Annotated in this window: 18 protein-coding genes; 7 read left to right on the forward strand and 11 right to left on the reverse strand. The window is 60.8% G+C overall.

Annotation, left to right across the window (positions count from 1 at the left end):
- Positions 1 to 52: 52 nt before the first annotated feature.
- Complete coding sequence (locus tag EIY72_RS29835; RefSeq protein ID WP_165939580.1) at positions 53 to 202, forward strand: hypothetical protein; 150 nt, start codon at positions 53 to 55, stop codon at positions 200 to 202.
- A gap of 26 nt (positions 203 to 228) precedes the next feature.
- On the opposite strand, the gene EIY72_RS03135 is transcribed toward EIY72_RS29835, so the two are convergent.
- The 6 genes from EIY72_RS03135 to EIY72_RS03160 all read right to left on the reverse strand — a co-directional run bounded on the left by EIY72_RS03135 (position 229) and on the right by EIY72_RS03160 (position 5,032).
- Entirely contained in the window at positions 229 to 1,011 is a 783-nt protein-coding gene (locus tag EIY72_RS03135; protein ID WP_093227812.1) for a MetQ/NlpA family ABC transporter substrate-binding protein, read from the reverse strand.
- Positions 1,012 to 1,173: 162 nt separating this feature from the next.
- Positions 1,174 to 2,106: a sigma 54-interacting transcriptional regulator gene (locus EIY72_RS03140; protein WP_093227814.1), complete on the reverse strand. Its 933-nt coding sequence runs from the start codon at positions 2,104 to 2,106 to the stop codon at positions 1,174 to 1,176.
- 56 nt (positions 2,107 to 2,162) lie between these two features.
- Positions 2,163 to 2,744, reverse strand: a complete 582-nt coding sequence (locus EIY72_RS03145) for an alpha/beta hydrolase (RefSeq protein WP_093227816.1) — start codon at positions 2,742 to 2,744, stop codon at positions 2,163 to 2,165.
- A gap of 305 nt (positions 2,745 to 3,049) precedes the next feature.
- The gene (locus EIY72_RS03150) at positions 3,050 to 3,451 is read right to left on the reverse strand and encodes an ExbD/TolR family protein (protein WP_093227819.1); all 402 of its coding nucleotides are present in this window, start codon (positions 3,449 to 3,451) and stop codon (positions 3,050 to 3,052) included.
- A gap of 1 nt (position 3,452) precedes the next feature.
- Positions 3,453 to 4,178: a MotA/TolQ/ExbB proton channel family protein gene (locus tag EIY72_RS03155; protein WP_093227821.1), complete on the reverse strand. Its 726-nt coding sequence runs from the start codon at positions 4,176 to 4,178 to the stop codon at positions 3,453 to 3,455.
- 44 nt (positions 4,179 to 4,222) lie between these two features.
- Positions 4,223 to 5,032 (reverse strand): energy transducer TonB, encoded by an 810-nt coding sequence (locus tag EIY72_RS03160; protein ID WP_093227823.1) that lies wholly within the window; start codon positions 5,030 to 5,032, stop codon positions 4,223 to 4,225.
- A gap of 371 nt (positions 5,033 to 5,403) precedes the next feature.
- On the opposite strand from EIY72_RS03160, the gene EIY72_RS03165 reads away from it, so the two are divergent.
- Positions 5,404 to 5,715, forward strand: coding sequence for a hypothetical protein (locus EIY72_RS03165; RefSeq protein ID WP_093227826.1), 312 nt, complete (start codon positions 5,404 to 5,406; stop codon positions 5,713 to 5,715).
- 53 nt (positions 5,716 to 5,768) lie between these two features.
- Here EIY72_RS03165 and EIY72_RS03170 read toward each other — a convergent pair whose 3' ends face one another.
- Both EIY72_RS03170 and EIY72_RS03175 read right to left on the reverse strand, forming a co-directional pair.
- Positions 5,769 to 8,129 carry a TonB-dependent receptor gene (locus EIY72_RS03170; RefSeq protein ID WP_093227829.1) on the reverse strand — a complete coding sequence of 787 codons (2,361 nt, stop codon included), beginning with the start codon at positions 8,127 to 8,129 and terminating at the stop codon, positions 5,769 to 5,771.
- 169 nt (positions 8,130 to 8,298) lie between these two features.
- The gene (locus EIY72_RS03175) at positions 8,299 to 9,219 is read right to left on the reverse strand and encodes a TauD/TfdA dioxygenase family protein (RefSeq protein WP_093227832.1); all 921 of its coding nucleotides are present in this window, start codon (positions 9,217 to 9,219) and stop codon (positions 8,299 to 8,301) included.
- A 182-nt stretch (positions 9,220 to 9,401) separates the two neighbouring features.
- Between EIY72_RS03175 and EIY72_RS03180 the strand changes: the two genes are divergently transcribed.
- Positions 9,402 to 10,322 carry a LysR family transcriptional regulator gene (locus tag EIY72_RS03180; RefSeq protein ID WP_093227834.1) on the forward strand — a complete coding sequence of 307 codons (921 nt, stop codon included), beginning with the start codon at positions 9,402 to 9,404 and terminating at the stop codon, positions 10,320 to 10,322.
- A gap of 154 nt (positions 10,323 to 10,476) precedes the next feature.
- Here the strand turns inward: EIY72_RS03180 and EIY72_RS03185 are convergent, their stop codons facing one another.
- Positions 10,477 to 11,481: an ABC transporter substrate-binding protein gene (locus EIY72_RS03185; protein WP_093227837.1), complete on the reverse strand. Its 1,005-nt coding sequence runs from the start codon at positions 11,479 to 11,481 to the stop codon at positions 10,477 to 10,479.
- A gap of 287 nt (positions 11,482 to 11,768) precedes the next feature.
- On the opposite strand from EIY72_RS03185, the gene EIY72_RS03190 reads away from it, so the two are divergent.
- The 3 genes from EIY72_RS03190 to EIY72_RS03200 are packed head-to-tail and all read left to right on the forward strand — an operon-like array spanning position 11,769 to position 15,805.
- Positions 11,769 to 13,367: an ABC transporter permease gene (locus EIY72_RS03190; RefSeq protein WP_093227840.1), complete on the forward strand. Its 1,599-nt coding sequence runs from the start codon at positions 11,769 to 11,771 to the stop codon at positions 13,365 to 13,367.
- Complete coding sequence (locus EIY72_RS03195) at positions 13,364 to 14,179, forward strand: ABC transporter ATP-binding protein (protein ID WP_093227843.1); 816 nt, start codon at positions 13,364 to 13,366, stop codon at positions 14,177 to 14,179. Before EIY72_RS03190 ends, EIY72_RS03195 begins: the two co-directional genes overlap by 4 nt.
- Before the next feature lie 15 nt (positions 14,180 to 14,194).
- Positions 14,195 to 15,805: an arylsulfatase gene (locus EIY72_RS03200; protein ID WP_093227846.1), complete on the forward strand. Its 1,611-nt coding sequence runs from the start codon at positions 14,195 to 14,197 to the stop codon at positions 15,803 to 15,805.
- 130 nt (positions 15,806 to 15,935) lie between these two features.
- Here the strand turns inward: EIY72_RS03200 and EIY72_RS03205 are convergent, their stop codons facing one another.
- Positions 15,936 to 17,009: a fatty acid desaturase gene (locus EIY72_RS03205; protein ID WP_093227849.1), complete on the reverse strand. Its 1,074-nt coding sequence runs from the start codon at positions 17,007 to 17,009 to the stop codon at positions 15,936 to 15,938.
- Between the two features lie 100 nt (positions 17,010 to 17,109).
- Here EIY72_RS03205 and EIY72_RS03210 point away from each other — a divergent pair, with 100 nt between their 5' ends.
- Positions 17,110 to 18,114: an AraC family transcriptional regulator gene (locus EIY72_RS03210; RefSeq protein WP_093227852.1), complete on the forward strand. Its 1,005-nt coding sequence runs from the start codon at positions 17,110 to 17,112 to the stop codon at positions 18,112 to 18,114.
- A gap of 148 nt (positions 18,115 to 18,262) precedes the next feature.
- On the opposite strand, the gene EIY72_RS03215 is transcribed toward EIY72_RS03210, so the two are convergent.
- Positions 18,263 to 18,949 (reverse strand): Crp/Fnr family transcriptional regulator, encoded by a 687-nt coding sequence (locus EIY72_RS03215; RefSeq protein WP_093227855.1) that lies wholly within the window; start codon positions 18,947 to 18,949, stop codon positions 18,263 to 18,265.
- Positions 18,950 to 19,007 lie beyond the last annotated feature (58 nt).

The raw sequence follows: 19,007 nt of genomic DNA on the forward strand, positions 1-19,007 counted from the left end.
GGACGGACCGCTTTTGGCCAGACTCCCCGGCCAATCTCACAAGGACGAGAACATGACACACGCAAAAACACCGCAGCGGCTGGATCCGCAGGACATTCTCAAGTTATTGGTGGCGTTGCGCCGTGCTTTGAAAGGCGATGCGCAGGGCTTTGAAGGCGAGCCAAAAAAAACGCCGACGCTATCGCTAGCCGTCGGCGTTTGAAACCTTAAAGGGGTTTTACTCGCGAATCAGAACGCTGGCAGTACCGCGCCGTTGTACTTCTTCTCGATGAACGCTTTTACTTCAGGGCTGGTCAGGGCTTTGGCCAGCTTCTGGATGGCGTCGCTGTCCTTGTTGTCCGGACGGGCCACCAAGAAGTTCACGTAAGGCGAATCGGCACCTTCGATCACCAGGGCGTCTTTAGCCGGGTTCAGGCCTGCTTCCAGCGCGTAGTTGGTGTTGATCATGTCCAGGTCGACCTGATCCAGCACACGCGGCAGCATGGCCGATTCGAGTTCCTTGAACTTGAAGTTGTGCGGGTTCTTGGCGATGTCTTTTGGCGTGGCCAGGGCATTTTTCGGGTCTTTCAGCTCGATCAGGCCGGCCTTCTGCAGCAGGATCAGGGCACGGCCGCTGTTGCTGCCTTCGTTCGGGATGGCGATGGTCGCGCCGTCCTTCAACTCAGCCAGGGTTTTGACTTTCTTCGAGTAGCCACCGAAAGGCTCCACGTGAACACCGATCACGGTTTCCAGGTGGGTGCCTTTGCCTTCGTTGAAGCTTTTCAGGTACGGCAGGGTCTGGAAGTAGTTGGCATCCAGACGCTTCTGATCAACCTGTACGTTCGGTTGTACGTAGTCGGTGAACACCTTGATTTCCAGGTCCACGCCTTCTTTGGCCAGGGTCGGCTTGATCAGCTCGAGAATCTCGGCGTGTGGAATCGGGGTCGCCGCCACAACCAGTTTCTCGCCAGCCTGGGCCAGGCCCGCAGTCAGGGCAGCCGCCAATGCGGTGAACAACAGAACCTTTTTCATGCAGTGTCCTTATCGAAAATCACAGTCGCTTGTGGCGACGGCTTGTATATGAGAGTGCCAGTGAAGTGATATCGCTGGCGTGAAGCGGACAATACCGGGATTTTTTATTCCCGAACAATAACGTTTATTCAGCTTCATATTCCATTTTGTTCATGTTGCGTCTCAAAGCGTCTGGCTCAGGCGTTCCAGCCATTGCTTGAGTGCGGTTTTCTCCGCCGCAGTGGCATTTTTGCTCGTTAAAACAATGTGTTGCTCGATTTCCGAGAATGAAATCGAAGAGGCTGGCAGGTTCAGATGCTCGGGTAAAATCTCCTCGCCCGTGCTCACCAGCAGGGCAAAGTGAATGATGTTTTCCAGTTCACGGGTGTTGCCTGGCCAGCTGTGGCGCTCCAGCACCTGTTGCGCCGCCTCGCTGATCAAGGGCACCGGCAAATCGAGGCGCTGGCTGTAGATGCCGAGGAAGTATTCGGCCAACGAAAGAATGTCGCCGGTGCGCTCGCGCAATGCCGGCAACTCCAGTTGACCTTCGCTGAGGTAGTGATACAGCCGCTCGTGAAACTTTCCGGCCGCCACCGCCTGGGCCAGATCAATGCTGGTCGCGGCCACCAGGCGCACATCCACCGGGCTCGGCTGGTGAGCGCCGACACGGGTGACTTCGTGGTTCTCCAGGGCCGCCAGCAACTTGATCTGGATGGGAAGCGGCAGGTCGCCAATCTCGTCGAGGTACAGGGTGCCGCCATTGGCCGAGCCGAACCAGCCGGCGCGGCTGCTCGCCGAACCGCTGTAGCTCCCCGCGGCATAACCGAACAGTTCAGCATCGGCGTAGGTCGGTCTGATCGCACCGCAATTGACCGAGACGAACAAGCCACCGCGATCGCTGGCGCGATGGATATGCCGCGCCAGCAGCTCCTTGCCGGTGCCGGTTTCGCCACGGATCAGCACCGACACCGAACGCGTGGCCAGTTGCTCAAGGTCTTCACGCAATTGCCGTGAACGTGGATCGACAAACACCAGCGCCTTGGCGCGGATGCTCAGGGGGCTTTTTTCTGCATCGGGAAAGGTCAGCAGTGGCTGACCGAAGGTTTCAAAGCTCATGGCAGACTCCCGCCCAAAACCGCCGGGAGACGGGGGCGTTTAAAAAAAGATTGGTTTCAAGCGCGGCGCAGGGCGTGATGTTCCATGCGATTTTGCAGGCGATAGAGATAGGCAAAACCCTGCTCCCAACGCTGGTGACCGGATTTCACGTTGATGTGCCCTGCCCCCGCCAGAATGCCCGCCTCGGCGCCCCACTGGCGCGCCAGCTCCAGAGCTCGCGGCGCACTCACGGCGCTGTCGTTGTCGGAGCTGACGACCTGGCTCGGGAACGGCAGCAGGTCCATCGGAATCGGCGCGAAGTTGCGCAGCGCGGGTGCGCAGGTCGGCCGCTCGACATCCGCTGGCGCCACCAGCAACGCGCCGCGTACTTGCCGCAAGAACTGCACGGGGGCGGTCCTGGCCCAATGGGCGACGGTGATGCAGCCCAGGCTGTGCGCAATCAGGATCACCGGCGTGCTGTCAGCGGCAATGGCTTCGGCCAGCGCGGCAACCCAGTCTTCACGACGCGGCGTCAGCCAGTCAGCCTGCTCGACGCGAGTGCTGTTCGGCAGGCTGTTCTGCCAATGGCTTTGCCAGTGATCTTCTGGCGATCCTTGCCAGCCCGGCACGATCAGGTAGCGAATTGATTCGTTGCGCATGGGGAACACTCCTGCTGCGTGTCTGTTCCTGATCGAGTATAGGGAGGAGATTTATATTCGTTAAGGAATAAGAAGCTATTTATTAAGATCTATATCGAATATTAAACATATCCCTTGTAGACGCGAGCCTGCTCGCGATAGCGGCAGATCAGTCACCATGGATGTCGAGTTTGAAGACGCCATCGTCGGAACGCCGCCCGGAGCAAGCTCGCTCCCACAGGGATCAGTGGTGTGCGCTGAGGCCGTGGCAAAAAAAAGGGGCCGCACCCTGCCAAGGAGACGGCCCCGGAAAATCGATATCTGTTTTATCGCGCGGTAATCACCGACAGCTTGGTGATCCCTGCCCGCTCGATGGACGCCATGGCCCGTGCCACTTCGCCATAATTCACCCCGTCATCGGCCTGCAGTTGCACACGCACTTCCGGGTCCTTGGCCTTCGCCGCCTGGAGGTTGAACTCCAGCAAGTCAGGCTGGATTTCGTCCTTGTTGATAAACAGCTTGCCGGCGCCATCGATGCTCACCACCAGCGGATCTTTCTGCTCGACCGGCGCCACGGCTTCGGTCTTGGGCAGGTTGATCGGTATCGCGTTGGTCAGCAGCGGTGCGGTGACGATGAACACCACCAGCAACACCAGCATCACATCCACCAACGGTGTCACGTTGATCTCGCTCAGCACTTCATCTGTGTCTTGCGTGGAGAAGGCCATATCAGGAGGCCTCCTTCACTTTCTGTGCATTGCCCTGGGCTACTGTCCTTTGCGCCGTCGGGTGGATCAGTACGCGGAACGAACTCTTCTGCGCCAGGCTGTAGAAGTCATGGGCAAAGTCATCCAGGTCCGCCGCCGTCAGTTTCAGACGACGCAAAAAGTAGTTGTAAACCAGCACCGCCGGTACCGCGACGGCGATCCCCACACCGGTGGCCACCAGTGCCGCACCAATCGGCCCGGCCACGGTTTCCAGACTGGCGGAACCGGCCGCGCTGATGCCTTTCAACGCCTCCATGATTCCCCACACCGTGCCGAACAAACCAATGAACGGTGAGGTACTGCCAATACTGGCGAGCACTGCCAAGCCGGTTTCCAGCGAACGGCGCTCGCGCACGATCTGCTGGCGCAAGGCACGCTCCAGTCGATCCTGATGATTGATCGCCTGGCTCAGGTCCGCAGCCTGCGGTGCCTCACCGACCTGGATCGCCGCGTAACCGGCCTGCGCCACCCGGGCGGCCGCACCGGGCCGGGTCTCGCTCAGTTCGGCCGCCGAGTCGAGACTCGAAGCGGCCCAGAACTGTTGATGAAATTTTTTATCCTGGGCCTTGAGACGACCGAACTGCACACCCTTGAGCAATGCCAGGCCCCAGGTCGCAACGGAAAAAACCACCAGCAGCCAGATCACCGCGCTTTCGATGGATTGAAGTGGAGATGCCAGTAACGTCATGGTGTATTCCTCGTGTAAACGTTTCGCGCGAATTTGGTGTCGGTTTAATGAATCTTGAAATCGATGGGCACGCTGACCCAGCCGTCCTGTGCGACGTCGCCCTGCTTGGCGGGCACGAAACTCCAGCGCTTGACGGCGTTCACGGCGGCCTCGTCGAGAGCATCGCGACCGCTGGTTTTCTGGACTTGAATCTCGCCCGGCTTACCGCTTGCCAACACATGCACCCGCAACAACACCGTGCCTTCCCAACCGCGACGCTGGGCCAGCGACGGGTATTCCGGCGCCGGGTTTTTCAGGTACGCGGCGGTGGCTGAGGCGGGTGTCACCGGTGCGGGCGCAGGCGGTGCCGGCGGCGCGGGAGCGGCTACGGGTGCGGCCGGTTGTGGCGGCGCCGGTGGTTGCTCAACAGCCTTGGGGGCCGGTTTCGGCACGGGTTTGGCGACCGGCTTGGGTTTAGGCACGGGCTTGGGTGGCGGCGGCTTCACCGCCAATTCGTCCTCTACCGGCGGTGGCGGCTCAACCACGGGTTGAACAGGTTGCGGCGGCGGTGGCTCGACCACCGGTGGCGCCGGGCGCGAAAACTCGATGGTCATCGGCGGAATCTCCGGCGGCACGATCGGTAACACCTGGGTCGGCTGCTGATTGACCCAGTAGATCACCGCGCCGTGCACCAGCAACGCCAGCACACCCAGCACAATCGCTTCGCGTCGACGCAGGGCACTTTTGGGCACGCGCTGCAAACGCAGTTGCCCCAACGGCACACGATGCGGTCGGCCGAGGTCGACCAATTCGCCACCGGGTGGCTGGCGCCACAGCACCTCATGTGCGCCGGTGGCGATCTGGACATTACCCATTGCTGTACTCCCTGCGGTCTCTTTGCGGATTGGCGAAATGTCGTGATCAACATCCCCACGCGACACTTCGCTGGGAGAATCATTGGCCGGACTGCTTATCCCCGAAAGTAATTTTTAAAGTTATTCATATAACTATTTTGAATAAACAAAATGCTTGAAGCGCTACAGCCCTTGTTCCACAACGTGTCTGGCCTGGAACCCGCAACCCCATGCCTACCAGGCATTGAAAATATTCCAGCTAGGCATGCTGTTAACGGAATGAGGTAACTGCACACCTCCGCTTACAACAGCAGGATTGCCAAGGCGCTGTCGCCGTTTTAGAACAACAGGCAATCTGTCCACACCGACCCACACACTCAGGATGAGTACCCATGACATTCACACCTCGGCCATTAATGTGCATGGCGCTATTAATGGCGCCCTTCTCAGTTTTTGCGGCCACAATCAAGGAAACGGGCGCGGCTGAACTTGAGATCAGCAACAAGACTCGCCACCCGATCAATGTCTTTCAAGGACAGTGGAAGGCGGTCGTTTTGCCAGATGAACGCCTTCTGACCCAGGATTTCAAAGACGCCTCTCTCACCGTATCCACCTCTACACCCGAAGCGGCTATCAGGTTCGTTTCACTGACCACCGGCAAGGGTTGCAAAGCCAAAATCTGCGTATTAATCACCGGTAACTGAGGCGGCGGTCCCCAGCGGTTTACCCCGGGACACCGCAGTATTTTTTGTTCCGCTCAGAAGTCGTATCGACCGGTCAGGCCCAAGGTCCGTGGCGTGCCGAGCAGGCCTTCATAACCGCCATTGGCGGCGGTCCACAGGGTTGTGTAGTAGGTCTTGTCGAAGGCGTTTTTCAGCCACAGCGAGACGTCCCACTGGCCCTGGTTGAAATCACCGCGCAGGCCGGTGGACAGGTTGACCACGGCATAGCTGGGGATCTGCCCGAAGTCCGAATCCTCCACCGTGCCGACCGCTTTGGAGCGGAACGCATAGCTGGCGGTGACGTACTCTTCGAAGCCGTTGCTCAGGTTCCATTTGTATTCGCCATTGGCGTTGCCGATCCATTTCGAGGCGCCGACCACCTGATGCCCGGTCAGGTCGCAAGAGGCCGGAGCACCCGGCGCCAGGCTGACTTCCGGCGGGCACGGCGCGTCCTTGTAGGAGAGGTAGCTGACGTCGTTGTACGAGCCGTTGAGGTTCAGGGTCAGGCCCCGCACCGGCAGCACGGTGCTTTCGAACTCGACACCACGGGAGCGCACGGAACCGGCGTTGGTCAGGTACTGCACGCGATTGACGTCGTCGTAGGCGTTGGTCTGGTAGCCGTTGACCTGGGTCCAGAACAGGTTGGCGTTGAGTTGCAGGCGGCGATCCCACAGCGTGCTCTTGAAACCGAGTTCGGCGTTGTTGGCCCGCTCAGTGCCGATCAACAACGAATCCGCGCCGGCAATCGGTGCAGTGCCGACCGCGAGGTTGACCCCTCCGGACTTCTCGCCATGGGACAGCGTGGCGTAAGTGAGCAGGTCATCGGTGAGGCGATAGCTGAGGTTCAGCAGGCCGGAAGGGCTGGAGCTGTACTGATTCAGATCGCCGGAATCGTAAACTCCGGCACGCGCGCGGCGAGCCGCTGCGGCAGCGCCCGTGACCGCCGCACCGCCGAGTGGCGCATCGCGAGTCACCCAGGCGCTTTTCTCTTCGTAGGTGCCGCGCACCCCAGCGGTGAAGTCCAGGCGCTCGGTCAGGTGCCAGGTGCCCTGGCCGAACAGGGCGAAGCTGTTGGTCTCGATATGGCCGTTGCCGACGCTGCTGACGTTGTTCAGTGCACCGCTGGGCGTGCCGCTCCAGATGTCCGCCAGCGGGCCGTAGTAAGCGAAGGATTTGTTGTCCAGATTCGAGCCGAAGTAGTACGCACCCAGCACATAATCGAAGAATCCACCGGTGGGCGAAGCCAGCCTGAATTCCTGGGAATACTGTTTGTCTTCCACCGAGACACCGGCGTTGTACACCGCCGCAACGTTCAGGCCTTCATCGTTGCGCGGGGTGAAATTCCACCAGCGATAAGAGCTGACGGAGGTCAGGGTGAAGTCGCTCGGCAAGGTCCAGTTGGCTTCGACCGAGGTGCCGCCCTGATGCACGTTGACGTGCTGATCGTTGTTCAGGTTGACCTTGCGATGGGAGCCGTCGACCAGCGTCGCACCCGCCGCATCGGCGCGAGCCTGGTAGAGGTTGGTGCCATTGATGGTCGGCCCGGTGTTGAACAACACGCGGGTGCCGGCACTGGAATCCTCTTCGTTGTAGTCGCCGATCCAGCGCAGGTTGAACGACTCGTTGGGCTTGTACAGCAACTGGCCACGGAAACCGTCGCGCGAGCCGCCGTTCAGATCATGGCCGTCGTATTCGTTCTTGATGTCGCCGTCGCTGCGGGTGCGGTAGGCGGAAAATCGACCGGCCAACTCATCGTTCAACGGCCCGGAAATGGTGCCCTTGGTCTGGAAATAACCGTCCTCGCCCACCGAGGTTTCGATGCTGCGTTCAGGGGTAAAGGTCGGCGCACGGGTGCTGATGTTGATCACCCCCGCCGTGGTGTTCTTGCCGAACAGGGTGCCTTGCGGGCCGCGCAGCACTTCGAGCTGTTCGATGTCCATCAGGTCGAACACCGCCATGCCGGGACGGCCGAGGTAAACGTTGTCGATGTACAGGCCGACACTGCCTTCCAGGCCATCGCTGGCCGGGTTGTTGCCCAGTCCACGGATCGACACACTGGACTGCCGCGCATGCATGTAGGCGACGTTGACGCTGGGTACCAGTTGCTGCAGATCCTGGATGCGATAGACCCGCTGGGTTTCCAGGGTCTGGCCGCTGACCACGCTCATGGGCGTGGGCACGTCTTGCGAACTTTCTTCGCGGCGGCGAGTGGTCACCGTCACCGTTTCAAGCTGTGTGCCGTCGGCCGTGGCGGTTTTTGTCGGGGGTGTTGCCGGGGTGCTGCTGTCGGCGGCATAGCCTTGGGTCCAACCGGCGCTGCCTGCCAGCAACAGGGCCAGGGGCAGGCGTTTGAGCCGTTGGGGTGACGAGGGTCGAGCGATGTGCAACGGACTCATAAGGCGAGGTTCCCGATCAGAAAACCCATGGGGACGGTTGCACCATGGGCTGAATATTCAGATTTTTATTGCCCGGTTGGCCGCCATCGCGAGCAAGCTCGCTCCCACACTGATTTTGTGAACACAAGAGATTTTCTGTGGGAGCGAGCTTGCTCGCGATAGCGTTGGCTCAGACGCCGCCGATCTCCGGCCCTTTCACGGTCTGGCTGACCTGCCCATGCACCCCCACCGGCACTTCACCTTTGAGGGTCACCCGCCGCACGATGCGGTCTTGAGTGCCGTAGTCATCCACTGCGTAATGCTGGGTCGAGCGGTTGTCCCAGATCGCCACGTCACCGGCCTTCCAACGCCAGCGCACGATGTTTTCCTGACGGATCACGTGGCTTTGCAACAGGCCGAACAGGTGCGCCGAATCGGTTTGGGAATAGCCCTTGATGCGCTTGACGAAATGCCCCAGCAGCAAGCTTTTTTCGCCGCTGATCGGGTGTACACGCACCACCGGGTGCTCGGTCTCGTAGACGGTCGAGGTGAAGATCTTGCGATAACGCTCCAGCTTCTCCGCCGAGACGTCCGGCTTGGCGCCGGCGTAGTCGTATTCGTTGCTGTGCACGGCCACCAGTTTGTCGGCCAGTTCACGCAACTCCGGCGCCAGCCCTTCGTAGGCCGTAGCGGTATTGGCCCACAGGGTGTCGCCACCGAACGCCGGGGCCACCACCGAGCGCAGGATCGAGGCTTTCGGGTAAGCCTCGACGAAGGTCACGTCGGTGTGCCAGGAACTGGCTCGCTGGCCCTCGGCACCGTTCAACTCAAGCAGGTAACGGGTGCCTTCGCGAACCGGCACCGTCGGGTGCGCCACCGGTTCACCCAGCAGATGGGCGAACGCTTCCTGACGTTGATCATCGAGCTGGGTCTGCTCGCGAAAGAAGATCACCTTGTATTGCAGCAGCGCCTGTTGAATGGCTTCAACAGTGGCGGCATCCAGCTCGCCGGACAGTTGCACACCACGGATTTCGGCACCGATGCGTCCGGCCACCGGGTGTATTTCAAGCGCGTGAACAGCGGGTTGTACGGCGAAAGCGGCATTGCTCATGGGTAGACCCTCATCAGACAGCTTGCGGTTGTCCGGCGGCGAATCATGGCTCTATCTATATTCAATTTAGATCTAATAGATAACTACATGCTTCGTTGACGGAATAAGAGGTTGCATTTAAAACCTCAGTCAACCCTCGTCGCAAATGCCTTCGAGCTATTTTTAGGATGCCGGAAAAGCATATGGATCTTCGCCAGTTGCGTTACTTCATCGCCCTCGACGAACACCGCAGTTTCGTCCGCGCCGCCGAGGCCATGGGCATCACCCAGCCGGCTTTCAGCCGCAGTATCCAGGGGCTGGAACACGAATTCGGCTGTGTGCTGGTGGACCGTGGCAACAAGGACCTGCGCCCCACGCCAGAAGGCCTGGTGGTGCTGCAACATGCCCGCAGCCTGGTGCAGGGCGCGGCGTTGCTCAGTTCTGAAGTGACGCAGATGACCAAGCTCGATGCCGGGGAATTGCGCTTCGGTTGCGGCCCGGCCCCGGCGGTGAAACTGGTGCCGGATGCGGTGGCGCAGTTCATCACTGCGCACCCGAAAGTGCGCACCTGTTTCGAGGTGGACAACTGGGAAAAACTCAGCCGCGCCCTGAGCCGTGAAGAGATCGAATTCTTCATCGCCGACATTCGCCATTTCGAAGCCGACCCGAACTTCCAGACCCAGGCACTGACGCCCAAGCGCGGGGTGTTTTTCTGCCGCCCGGGGCATCCGCTGCTGGTCAAGGAAAGCCTGTCGACCAACGACATGTTCGACTACCCGCTGGCGACCACGATGATCCCGCCGGGCATTCGCAAGCTGCTGGCCAACCTCAGCGGGCGCGTGGATTTTTCACCGACCATCGAGACCGAGCATTTTCCGGCGCTGGTCAAAGTGGTGCTGCAATCGAACGCCATTGGCGTGGGCACGGAAGAGGCGTTTATCGAAGACATTGCCCAGGGTTCGCTGGTGCAACTGCATTGGCGCAATTTGCCGCAGAACATCGAGAGCATGAACGCGCGCTGCGGCATTGTCAGTCGCGCGGGGTTTCGTCTTTCGCCGGCGGCGCGGGCCATGATCGAGACGCTGGTGGCGGTGGACAACCAGCAGATCGCTGTCGCGGTTTGATGGCCCTTTCGTCGGAACGCCGCCCGGAGACAAGCTCGCTCCCACATTTGATCTTCAGAGAACGCAAATCTTGTGTTCGACAGAGCTCCCCTATGGGAGCAGGCTTGTCTCCCGGCGGCGTTTCGACGAAGGCGTCCGCTTTGATGACAAAGATTCAGAGCTTGGCCGCCGCCAACTCCGGCACCACCCAGTCACTGACCTTGAACGGCTTGCGAATCAGCTTCTGCTGCGCAGCCAGGTCCACCGCATCCTGCAATTTGCCAAGGAACACCGGATCGAGCGTCGAGGGGAACACCTCGCTCAACTTCTGATCCTGCAGGTCCTGGCTGAGAATCACCGGCGGATAACTGGCCAGCCCCGAGACCAACTGCACGTAGGCGTCCTTGTTGCTCTCCTGGGTCAACCAGTCCACGGCCTGCTGCTGGGCCTTGAGCAGTTTGGCGACCACCTCGGGATGCTCATCGACAAACTTCCCGGTCCCCACCAGAACCGCCTGCACGCTGCCGGCCCCCGCAAGGTCCTTGGTGGTGAGCGGCAGCTCCGCCAGGCCTTTGGCCTGCAATGCCGTCAGCCCGGAACCACTCCAGGACGCGTCAATCTGCTTCGCCGCGAGCGCCGCCACCGCTGCATTGAAGTCAAGGTTGATGACCTTCACGTCCTTCTCGCTCAAGCCCTGGCTGGCCAGCGCTGCATCAAACGACAACTGGCTGGCAGTGCCACGGAAGATCGCCACGCGTTTGCCCTTGAGGTCTTGCAAGGTCTTGATGCCCGACCCCGGAACCACCCCCAGGTAATGTTTGACCCCTCGCGCCGACGCACTGAGCAGGCGCGTATCGAGGCCGTTGGACTTGCCGATGATCGCCGCCAGATCGCCGAGGTACGCCAGGTCTACCTGACCGTTGGCAAACGCCTCGTTGATCACCGGGCCTGCACCCTTGAAAAAATTCCACTGGATCTTGATGCCCTGCTCGGCAAAGGCCTTTTCGAAAATCTGTTGATCGCGCAGCACGTCCACCACGCCGCCACCGCTGTGTTGGGTACCGGCACTGAGGTCCGGCACGGCGATGCGGATTTCCTTGAGTTCGGCGGCATTGGCGGTGAAGGCGAGAAAACCCGTCAGGGCAAACAGGCTGATGACTCTTTTGAAGGGAAGGCTCATGGGTGCGGCTCCTTGGGAATCGGGCGTTCAGAAGCCGAACCTAGGCCTAAATCTGTCCAACACTTAAATACTATAAATTCACATTTTTAGATCTTTTTGATCTAAATCAAGGTACACGGACCTCTTCGGCGGGTATGCCTGAATCGCATCGAAAATATTCAGCGAAGGCATTGGATACGGGCTGGTCGACAGGCTTTAAATGAATTTTCTTATCGCTCAATAGAATTGATTTTCATTTTTATAGATCGATTTTGCATACACCTCGCTCAGCTCAACGGAGGTCTCCCATGGCCCGTGTTTCGCTTCTCAGCCTGCCGCTGGTTGCTCCGCCACTGGGTGGCAGGTCCTTTTGGCCTGGCCTCAGTCATCGCCTGTTGGCATGGATACTGCCGACTCTGCTGTTCGCACTCTGGTGGCTGGCCAGCCGCAATCACTGGATGAGCGAGCAGATCCTGCCGACGCCTTCGCTGGTCTGGAACAGCGCGCTGGAACTGTCCCAAGGCGAATTGTGGAGCCACTTGTGGATCAGCCTGCAACGCCTGTTCTGGGGGCTTCTTGCGGGGGTCAGTGTCGGGGCGGTATCGGGTGCGGCACTGGGTTTCAGCCGGAGACTCGAACGTCTGGTGTTCCCGACGTTCACCGGGCTGGCACAGGTCCCGACCCTGGCCTGGATTCCGCTGTTCATGGTGTTCTTCGGCATCGGTGAAGTGCTGAAACTGGTGGTGCTGATCAAGGCCATCGTGGTGCCGGTGACCCTGCATACCTTGGTCGGCGTGCGTGACGCCCAGCCCAAACTGCGTGAAGCCGCTGCCGTACTGCGCCTGCCCTCGCACCTGCTGATTCGCCGTCTGGTGTTGCCGGCAGCACTGCCCGCATTCATGGCCGGCGTACGCCTGGCCCTCGCTGCCGGCTGGACCTCATTGCTCGCCGTGGAACTGCTCGCCTCCAGCGAGGGCATCGGTTACTTGATGGTCTGGGCGCGGCAGCTGTTCATGCTCGACATCGTGTTCGTGTGCATCGTGGTGATCGGCGTGATGGGCGTGGCGATGGACCGCGGCATCGGCCTGCTGGACAAATACCTGGTGCACTGGCCGCACCCGGCCACCGCGGAAATCCGTCGTGGTCCGCGTTATCAAGGCTGGCAGCGCTTGCAGCCGTGGCTGTTGCCGCTGGCGTTGTTCGCGCTCTGGCAAGTCGCCACGGATCAGCAGTGGATCGACGCGAATATCCTGGTCAGTCCTGTGATCGTTTTGCAGACGACCTGGAACGGTTTGCTCGACGGCACCTTGATCGGTGGCATGGCCCTGAGCCTGGGCCGAACCCTTGGCGGATTGCTGCTCGGTGGCAGCCTCGGGTTCACCCTCGGCTTGCTGCTGGGGCTGTCGGGAACCTGTGAGCGCGTGCTCGGCCCGACCCTCGCCGCCCTTCGTCAGATCGCGATTTTTGCCTGGGTGCCGTTGCTCACGGCGTGGTTCGGTCTGGGTGAACTGGCCAAGTGGGTGTTCGTCGCCCTCGCCGCGTTTTTTCCGCTGTTCATCGCCACTCAGCGCAGCGTCGCCAACCTCTCGCCACAGCTCAATGAAGCCGCCCGGGTGTTGCGCCTCAACCTGCGCCAGCGCCTGCGTCGGCTGGTGCTGCCCGGCGCAGCGCCAGGGATTTTCGCCGGGCTGCGCCTGAGCCTGATCTACGCCTGGCTCGGCACCATCGGCGCCGAATATTTCATGCCGTCCAATGGCGGTATCGGCAGCCAGATGATCGGTGCCCAGCAACTGCTGCGCATGGACCTGATCATGGCCGGGATGCTGCTCGTGGGTCTCACCGGCGCCCTGCTCAACCTCATTGGCCAACGCCTGGAAATCCGCGCCACTCGCTGGAGACACGCATGAACGCACCCATTGTCAGCTTCACTCACGTAGGCAAGACCTTTGACGTCGACGGCTTCGAACTGGAGGCCATTCGCGAATTCAACCTGGACATCGCCGAAGGTGAATTCGTCGCCATCGTCGGCTCCAGCGGTTGCGGCAAGTCCACGCTGCTGCGCTTGCTGGTGGGCCTGGACATACAGTTTCGCGGACAGATCACCGTAGATGGCAAGGCCGTCAGCGGCATCGGCAGCGAGCGCGGCATCGTCTTTCAGGAACACCGTTTGTTCCCGTGGCTGAGCGTGGCCGACAACATCGGCCTGGGCCTGGTCAACGAACCGCTGAGCGCCGCGCAGAAGCACAAACGCATCAACGATTTCATCGAGCTGGTGGGCCTGGGCGACTTTGCCCGCGCCTACCCGCATCAACTCTCCGGGGGCATGGCCCAGCGCGTGGCCATCGCCCGCGGGCTGGTCGCGAGCCCACGAATTTTGCTGCTGGACGAACCCTTCGGCGCCCTCGATGCGCTGACCCGCCAGCAGATGCAGGACGAGCTGCTGGCGATCCGCGAGCGGGCAAAAATCACCACCGTCCTGGTGACCCACGATGTCGAGGAAGCGATTTTCCTTGCCGACCGCGTGGTGGTGATGGAGCCGCGCCCCGGCCGCATCAAGCAGGTGGTCGAGGTTGCCCTGCCCCATCCGCGCCAGCGCAGCAGTTTCGATTTCCACCAATTGCGCGAAGAACTCCTGCACGAACTCACCAGCGACGATCACTACCAACCTCCCGTGCCGGTTCAGGTTCGCGATCTGCCGCTGTCCTACATTGCCTACTGAAAAAGGAACTGCTTGATGCCGCAACGTCCCAACTTTCTGGTGATCCTGGCCGATGACCTCGGCTTCTCCGATCTCGGTGCCTTCGGTGGCGAAATCAGTACGCCGAACCTGGATGCCCTGGCCAACAATGGCCTGCGCCTGACCGACTTCCACACCGCGCCGACCTGCTCGCCGACCCGCTCGATGCTGCTGACCGGCACCGACCACCACATCGCCGGTATCGGCACCATGGCCGAGGCGCTGACCCCGGACCTGATCGGCAAACCCGGCTACGAAGGCCACCTGAACGACCGCGTGGTCGCCCTGCCCGAGCTTTTGCGCGAGGCCGGTTACCAGACCTTGATGAGCGGCAAATGGCACCTGGGCCTGACCGCTGAACTGGCGCCTCATGCGCGGGGTTTCGAGCGATCGTTTTCGCTGCTGCCGGGCGCCGCCAATCACTATGGTTTCGAGCCAACCTACGACGAGCAGACGCCGCGTCTGCTGAAATCCACCCCGGCGCTGTACATCGAGGACGACCAGTTCATCGATGAATTGCCCAAGGATTTCTACTCCTCCGATGCCTTCGGCGACAAGCTGCTGCAATACCTCAAGGAGCGTGACCAGACCCGGCCGTTCTTCGCCTACCTGCCGTTTTCCGCGCCGCACTGGCCGTTGCAGGCGCCGGCCGAGGTGGTCGAGAAATATCGCGGGCGCTATGACGTCGGCCCTGAAGTCCTGCGCCTGGAGCGTCTGGAAAAGCTCAAGCAACTGGGTCTGATCGAAGCTGACGTCGAACCCCATCCGCTGATCGAACTGACCGCACAATGGGACGCCTTGAGCGACGAGCAACGGCAGATTTCCGCGCGGGCCATGGAGGTGTATGCGGCGATGGTCGAGCGCATGGACTGGAACATCGGGCGCGTCGTCGACTATCTGCGCCAGCAAGGGCAACTGGACAATACCTTCATCCTGTTCATGTCCGATAACGGCGCCGAGGGCGCGTTGCTCGAAGCCTTCCCGAAATTCGGCCCGCAGTTGCTGACCTATCTGAACCAGCATTACGACAACAGCCTGGACAACATCGGCCGCGCCAATTCCTACGTCTGGTACGGGCCGAACTGGGCACAGGTGGCGACGGCGCCATCGCGCCTGTTCAAGGCCTTCACCACTGAAGGCGGGATTCGCGTACCGGCGCTGGTGCACTACCCGCAGTTGCCGCTCAAGGGGCAGATCAGCCATGGTTTCGGCACGGTAATGGACATCACCCCGACCATCCTCGACCTCGCAGGCGTGCGTCATCCGGGCAAGCAATGGCACGGTAAACCGGTGGCCGAGGTGCGCGGAAAGTCGTGGTTGGGCTTCCTCTCGGGTGAAACCGCCGAAGTGCACGATGAGCACACGGTGACCGGCTGGGAGTTGTTCGGGCGACGGGCGATTCGCCAGGGGCAATGGAAAGCCGTCTACATTCCGGGGCCAGTTGGGCCGGCGACCTGGCAGCTGTATGACCTGGGCAATGATCCGGGGGAAATTCATGACCTGGCACTGAGCCAGCCGCAGAAGCTCAATGACTTGATCGAGCATTGGCAGCGGTATGTGGATGAGACCGGGGTGATCTTGAGTGAGTCGCCGTTTCAGCCGGATTGACTCAGTCTGAACCACCGCTATCGCGAGCGAGCTCGCTCCCACAGGGATTTGTGCTGAACGCAAATTTTGCATTCATCCAAAAAACTCGTGGGAGCGAGCTTGCTCGCGATGAGGCCCTGACAGATAACCATCAAGCCCGAGCTGCACCCACCTTTTCAGCCACCACCTCATCCTTGCGCACAAACCGGTTCGCCCGCGCAAAGGTGCCGAAGTCATTGAAGCGCACACCCATCTCGCGCATCACCTTGTGCCCCACCGGCACCGTCAGCTGGCGAATGTAGAAGGGTTCCTTCACCACGAAGTGATGGATGCCATGACTGCTGCCGAAGTTGAAGCAGAACGCCTGCAACGGCCACAACCACGGCGCGTTGAGCACCTGGCACTGCTGCATCACGTTGCCCGGCTCGATGTCGCCGTAGTAGTGCATGTTCGAACTGATGAAGTGCAGGCAGAAGGTGCGCAACACGTTCGGGCCGATGATCACCACGGCGGCGATGTCGATCACCTGCATCACCGACAGGGTGGTCGCCGACCATTCGATCGGCGTACCGATCAGATGGGCAATGCCGTTCGCAGCGTGGAAGCCGAGAAACACGTACCACGCGCCCCAGTGCATCAGCGCCAGCGGTGCATAGACCTTCAGCGTGCGCTTGAGGATGTTGAGCTTCATGGCCCAGGTCTTGGCCCGCAGCATGCGGATCACCGAGGACATGATGTTGTCGCCGATCATCAGCAGCCGCGCGAAACCCCAGGGCTCGCCGTTGGTGATGGCGCGCTCTTCCATGTCGGTTTCCGAGCCCGAGACCTTGTGGTGATTGAGGTGCAAATGGCGACGAATCCACGGGTTGATCGTGCTCGGCCGCGCCAGCCAGACCAGGCCCATCATCAGGTTGTGCGGGACCTTCTGCTTGCGGAAATACATGCTGTGGATCAGGTCGTGTTCAAGCTCATGGGTCAGCGAAGCGAAAAAACCGTTGAGCAGCAGGCACGCCCACCAGGCCATGTGCCCCGTGATGTAGAGCGCTGCCGAACCGATCATGCCGACCAGGGCAAAGGCCAGAATGCTCGCGCCGATGGCGTCCTGATGCTTGAGAATCGGGTATTGCTCACGCAACCCCACCCCCCTGGCCAGCACCACTTCACGGATATGCGCAGATCGTTGAGCTGCATTCAGTCGTTGGGGGCTTGCAGAAGTACCGTTCATGCTTCCATCCTCTGGTTATTGATGGATGCATCCTGCCTTGCGAGCCCTCGCATCGCGGTAGCCGTGAACGCCAACCTGTTGACCGGAAGCGCCAATCAGCATGACCGAACCGACCTCCCTCGCCAGCTGGACCCGCGCCCTGCGCAAGCAACTCGACGCCCTGGGCCTCGACAGCACTGACCTGTGCCAGCAAGCAGGGCTCGACCCGCAATGGATGGACGACCCCAATGCGCGCTATCCGCTGTCGGGCACCACGCGCTTGTGGGAACTGGCGGTGCAGGCCAGCGGCGACCCGGCGCTCGGCTTGCGGGTATCGCGTTTTGTCAGCCCGACCACCTTCCACGCACTGGGTTATGCCCTGGTGGCCAGCGGCAGCCTGCGGGAAGTGTTCGAACGTATCGTGCGTTATCACCAGGTGGTCAGTGATGCTTTGGAACTGGAGCTGACGCGCGGCGAGGACCGCTACCGTTTTCACTTGAAAATTCCGCCAGGCAATCCGGCCCCGGCTTTCGAAGCCATCGACGCCTTCATGGCGATTTATGTGCGCACCTGCCGTAACCGCCTGGGCCGCGACTACGCCCCGCTGGCCACCTACCTGCGCCGCCCGGAACCAGCAGACGCGCATCAGTGGCACAAAGTCTTTCGCTCACCGGTGCATTTCGGCGCCGACGAGGACCGCCTGGAGTTCGCCTTCGTCGACTTCGACAGCCACCTCGACGACGCCAACCCGGAGCTGGCCGAACACAACGAGACCGTACTCAAGCGCACCCTGGCGCAACTCAAGCCGTTGACCTGGGAGCGCAAGGTTCGCGATGCCATCGAAGAACAACTGCCCGAAGGCGAGCCCAGTGCCGAACACATTGCCAAGGCGTTGCACCTGAGCCTGCGCAGCCTGCAACGGCACCTGGCGGACGAGGGTTGTCGGTTCGACACGCTGCTCAACGAAAGCCGCGAGAACCTGGCGCTGTTGCATCTGCGTGACCCGCAGGTATCGCTGAGCGAGATCAGTTATCTACTCGGCTTTGCCGACACCAGCAGTTTCAGCCGCGCGTTCAAACGCTGGACGGGGATGACGCCGGGGCAGTTTCGGGATGGGTTGAGGTGATCGAGTGCGGTTGACGACAGCTCTGAAGGTCACACATTCCCTGTAGGAGCGAGCATGCTCGCGATCACAGTCTGTCAGACACTGATATGGTGACTGAGAGTCCGCTATCGCGAGCAGGCTCGCTCCTACAATAGGCCTGCGTAGACTTTTAAATCGTGGCCACTGCCCGCAACCGCGCTGCATCGAGAATCTCGATCTCGCCGTAACTCAGGCCAATAATCCCTTGCCCCTGCAAGTCCTTGAGGATCTGGTTGGTGGTCTGGCGCGACAGCGACAGCATAGAGGCCAATTGTTCCTGGGGCAGTTGCAGGACGCTACGCGGCGGGGTGGTCTGGCCGTAGCCCTCGGCGATCATCAACAGACGGTGGGCCAGGCGTGCCGGGGCCGGCAGCAGGCTCAGCTGTTCAAGGTTGATGAAGGTCATGCGCAGTTTCTGGCTCATCAACAATGCCAGATGGCGCCAGTACCCGGGCTGTGTTTCAAGCAGCGCCAGCAAGGTGTTTTGCGCAATGTGCAGCAAGGTGCAAGGGCCTGCGGCGAACGCATCGTGGGTACGCGGCTGGCCGTCGAACAGGCAGATTTCGCCGAACCAGTGCGGCGGCTCGATCAAGCTCAACAAAGCCTCTTTGCCCTGCTCACTCACGGCACCCACACGTACCGCGCCTTCGAGCACCGCGTACAGTCCGCAGGGCGGGTCGCCGCGTTTGAACAGGGCCTGGCCCGACGTCAGGCGCCGCAACCGGGCAGCGGCCAGCAGGCTATCCTGAAAAGACACCGGCAAATGGCTGAACCACTGACCGCGCATCAGTTGAGGACGCCACAGCTGCATATCCATGAAAACTCCTAAAGATTGTCGCCTGGTTGACAGAGCACCGCGCCACCCGAGGGCATGA

Origin of the sequence: Pseudomonas vancouverensis (assembly GCF_004348895.1) — a bacterium.
GTDB classification, from domain to species: domain Bacteria; phylum Pseudomonadota; class Gammaproteobacteria; order Pseudomonadales; family Pseudomonadaceae; genus Aquipseudomonas; species Aquipseudomonas vancouverensis.

Bases quoted from the DNA above. Each gene is read 5' to 3' on its own strand.
- EIY72_RS03150 (WP_093227819.1), bottom strand. From the start codon at position 3,451: ATGGCCTTCTCCACGCAAGACACAGATGAAGTGCTGAGCGAGATCAAC.
- EIY72_RS03135 (WP_093227812.1), bottom strand. From the start codon at position 1,011: ATGAAAAAGGTTCTGTTGTTCACCGCATTGGCGGCTGCCCTGACTGCG.
- EIY72_RS03210 (WP_093227852.1), top strand. From the start codon at position 17,110: ATGACCGAACCGACCTCCCTCGCCAGCTGGACCCGCGCCCTGCGCAAG.
- EIY72_RS03190 (WP_093227840.1), top strand. From the start codon at position 11,769: ATGGCCCGTGTTTCGCTTCTCAGCCTGCCGCTGGTTGCTCCGCCACTG.
- EIY72_RS03170 (WP_093227829.1), bottom strand. From the start codon at position 8,129: ATGAGTCCGTTGCACATCGCTCGACCCTCGTCACCCCAACGGCTCAAA.
- EIY72_RS03140 (WP_093227814.1), bottom strand. From the start codon at position 2,106: ATGAGCTTTGAAACCTTCGGTCAGCCACTGCTGACCTTTCCCGATGCA.
- EIY72_RS03200 (WP_093227846.1), top strand. From the start codon at position 14,195: ATGCCGCAACGTCCCAACTTTCTGGTGATCCTGGCCGATGACCTCGGC.
- EIY72_RS03160 (WP_093227823.1), bottom strand. From the start codon at position 5,032: ATGGGTAATGTCCAGATCGCCACCGGCGCACATGAGGTGCTGTGGCGC.
- EIY72_RS29835 (WP_165939580.1), top strand. From the start codon at position 53: ATGACACACGCAAAAACACCGCAGCGGCTGGATCCGCAGGACATTCTC.
- EIY72_RS03145 (WP_093227816.1), bottom strand. From the start codon at position 2,744: ATGCGCAACGAATCAATTCGCTACCTGATCGTGCCGGGCTGGCAAGGA.
- EIY72_RS03185 (WP_093227837.1), bottom strand. From the start codon at position 11,481: ATGAGCCTTCCCTTCAAAAGAGTCATCAGCCTGTTTGCCCTGACGGGT.
- EIY72_RS03155 (WP_093227821.1), bottom strand. From the start codon at position 4,178: ATGACGTTACTGGCATCTCCACTTCAATCCATCGAAAGCGCGGTGATC.
- EIY72_RS03195 (WP_093227843.1), top strand. From the start codon at position 13,364: ATGAACGCACCCATTGTCAGCTTCACTCACGTAGGCAAGACCTTTGAC.
- EIY72_RS03165 (WP_093227826.1), top strand. From the start codon at position 5,404: ATGACATTCACACCTCGGCCATTAATGTGCATGGCGCTATTAATGGCG.
- EIY72_RS03175 (WP_093227832.1), bottom strand. From the start codon at position 9,219: ATGAGCAATGCCGCTTTCGCCGTACAACCCGCTGTTCACGCGCTTGAA.
- EIY72_RS03215 (WP_093227855.1), bottom strand. From the start codon at position 18,949: ATGGATATGCAGCTGTGGCGTCCTCAACTGATGCGCGGTCAGTGGTTC.
- EIY72_RS03180 (WP_093227834.1), top strand. From the start codon at position 9,402: ATGGATCTTCGCCAGTTGCGTTACTTCATCGCCCTCGACGAACACCGC.
- EIY72_RS03205 (WP_093227849.1), bottom strand. From the start codon at position 17,009: ATGAACGGTACTTCTGCAAGCCCCCAACGACTGAATGCAGCTCAACGA.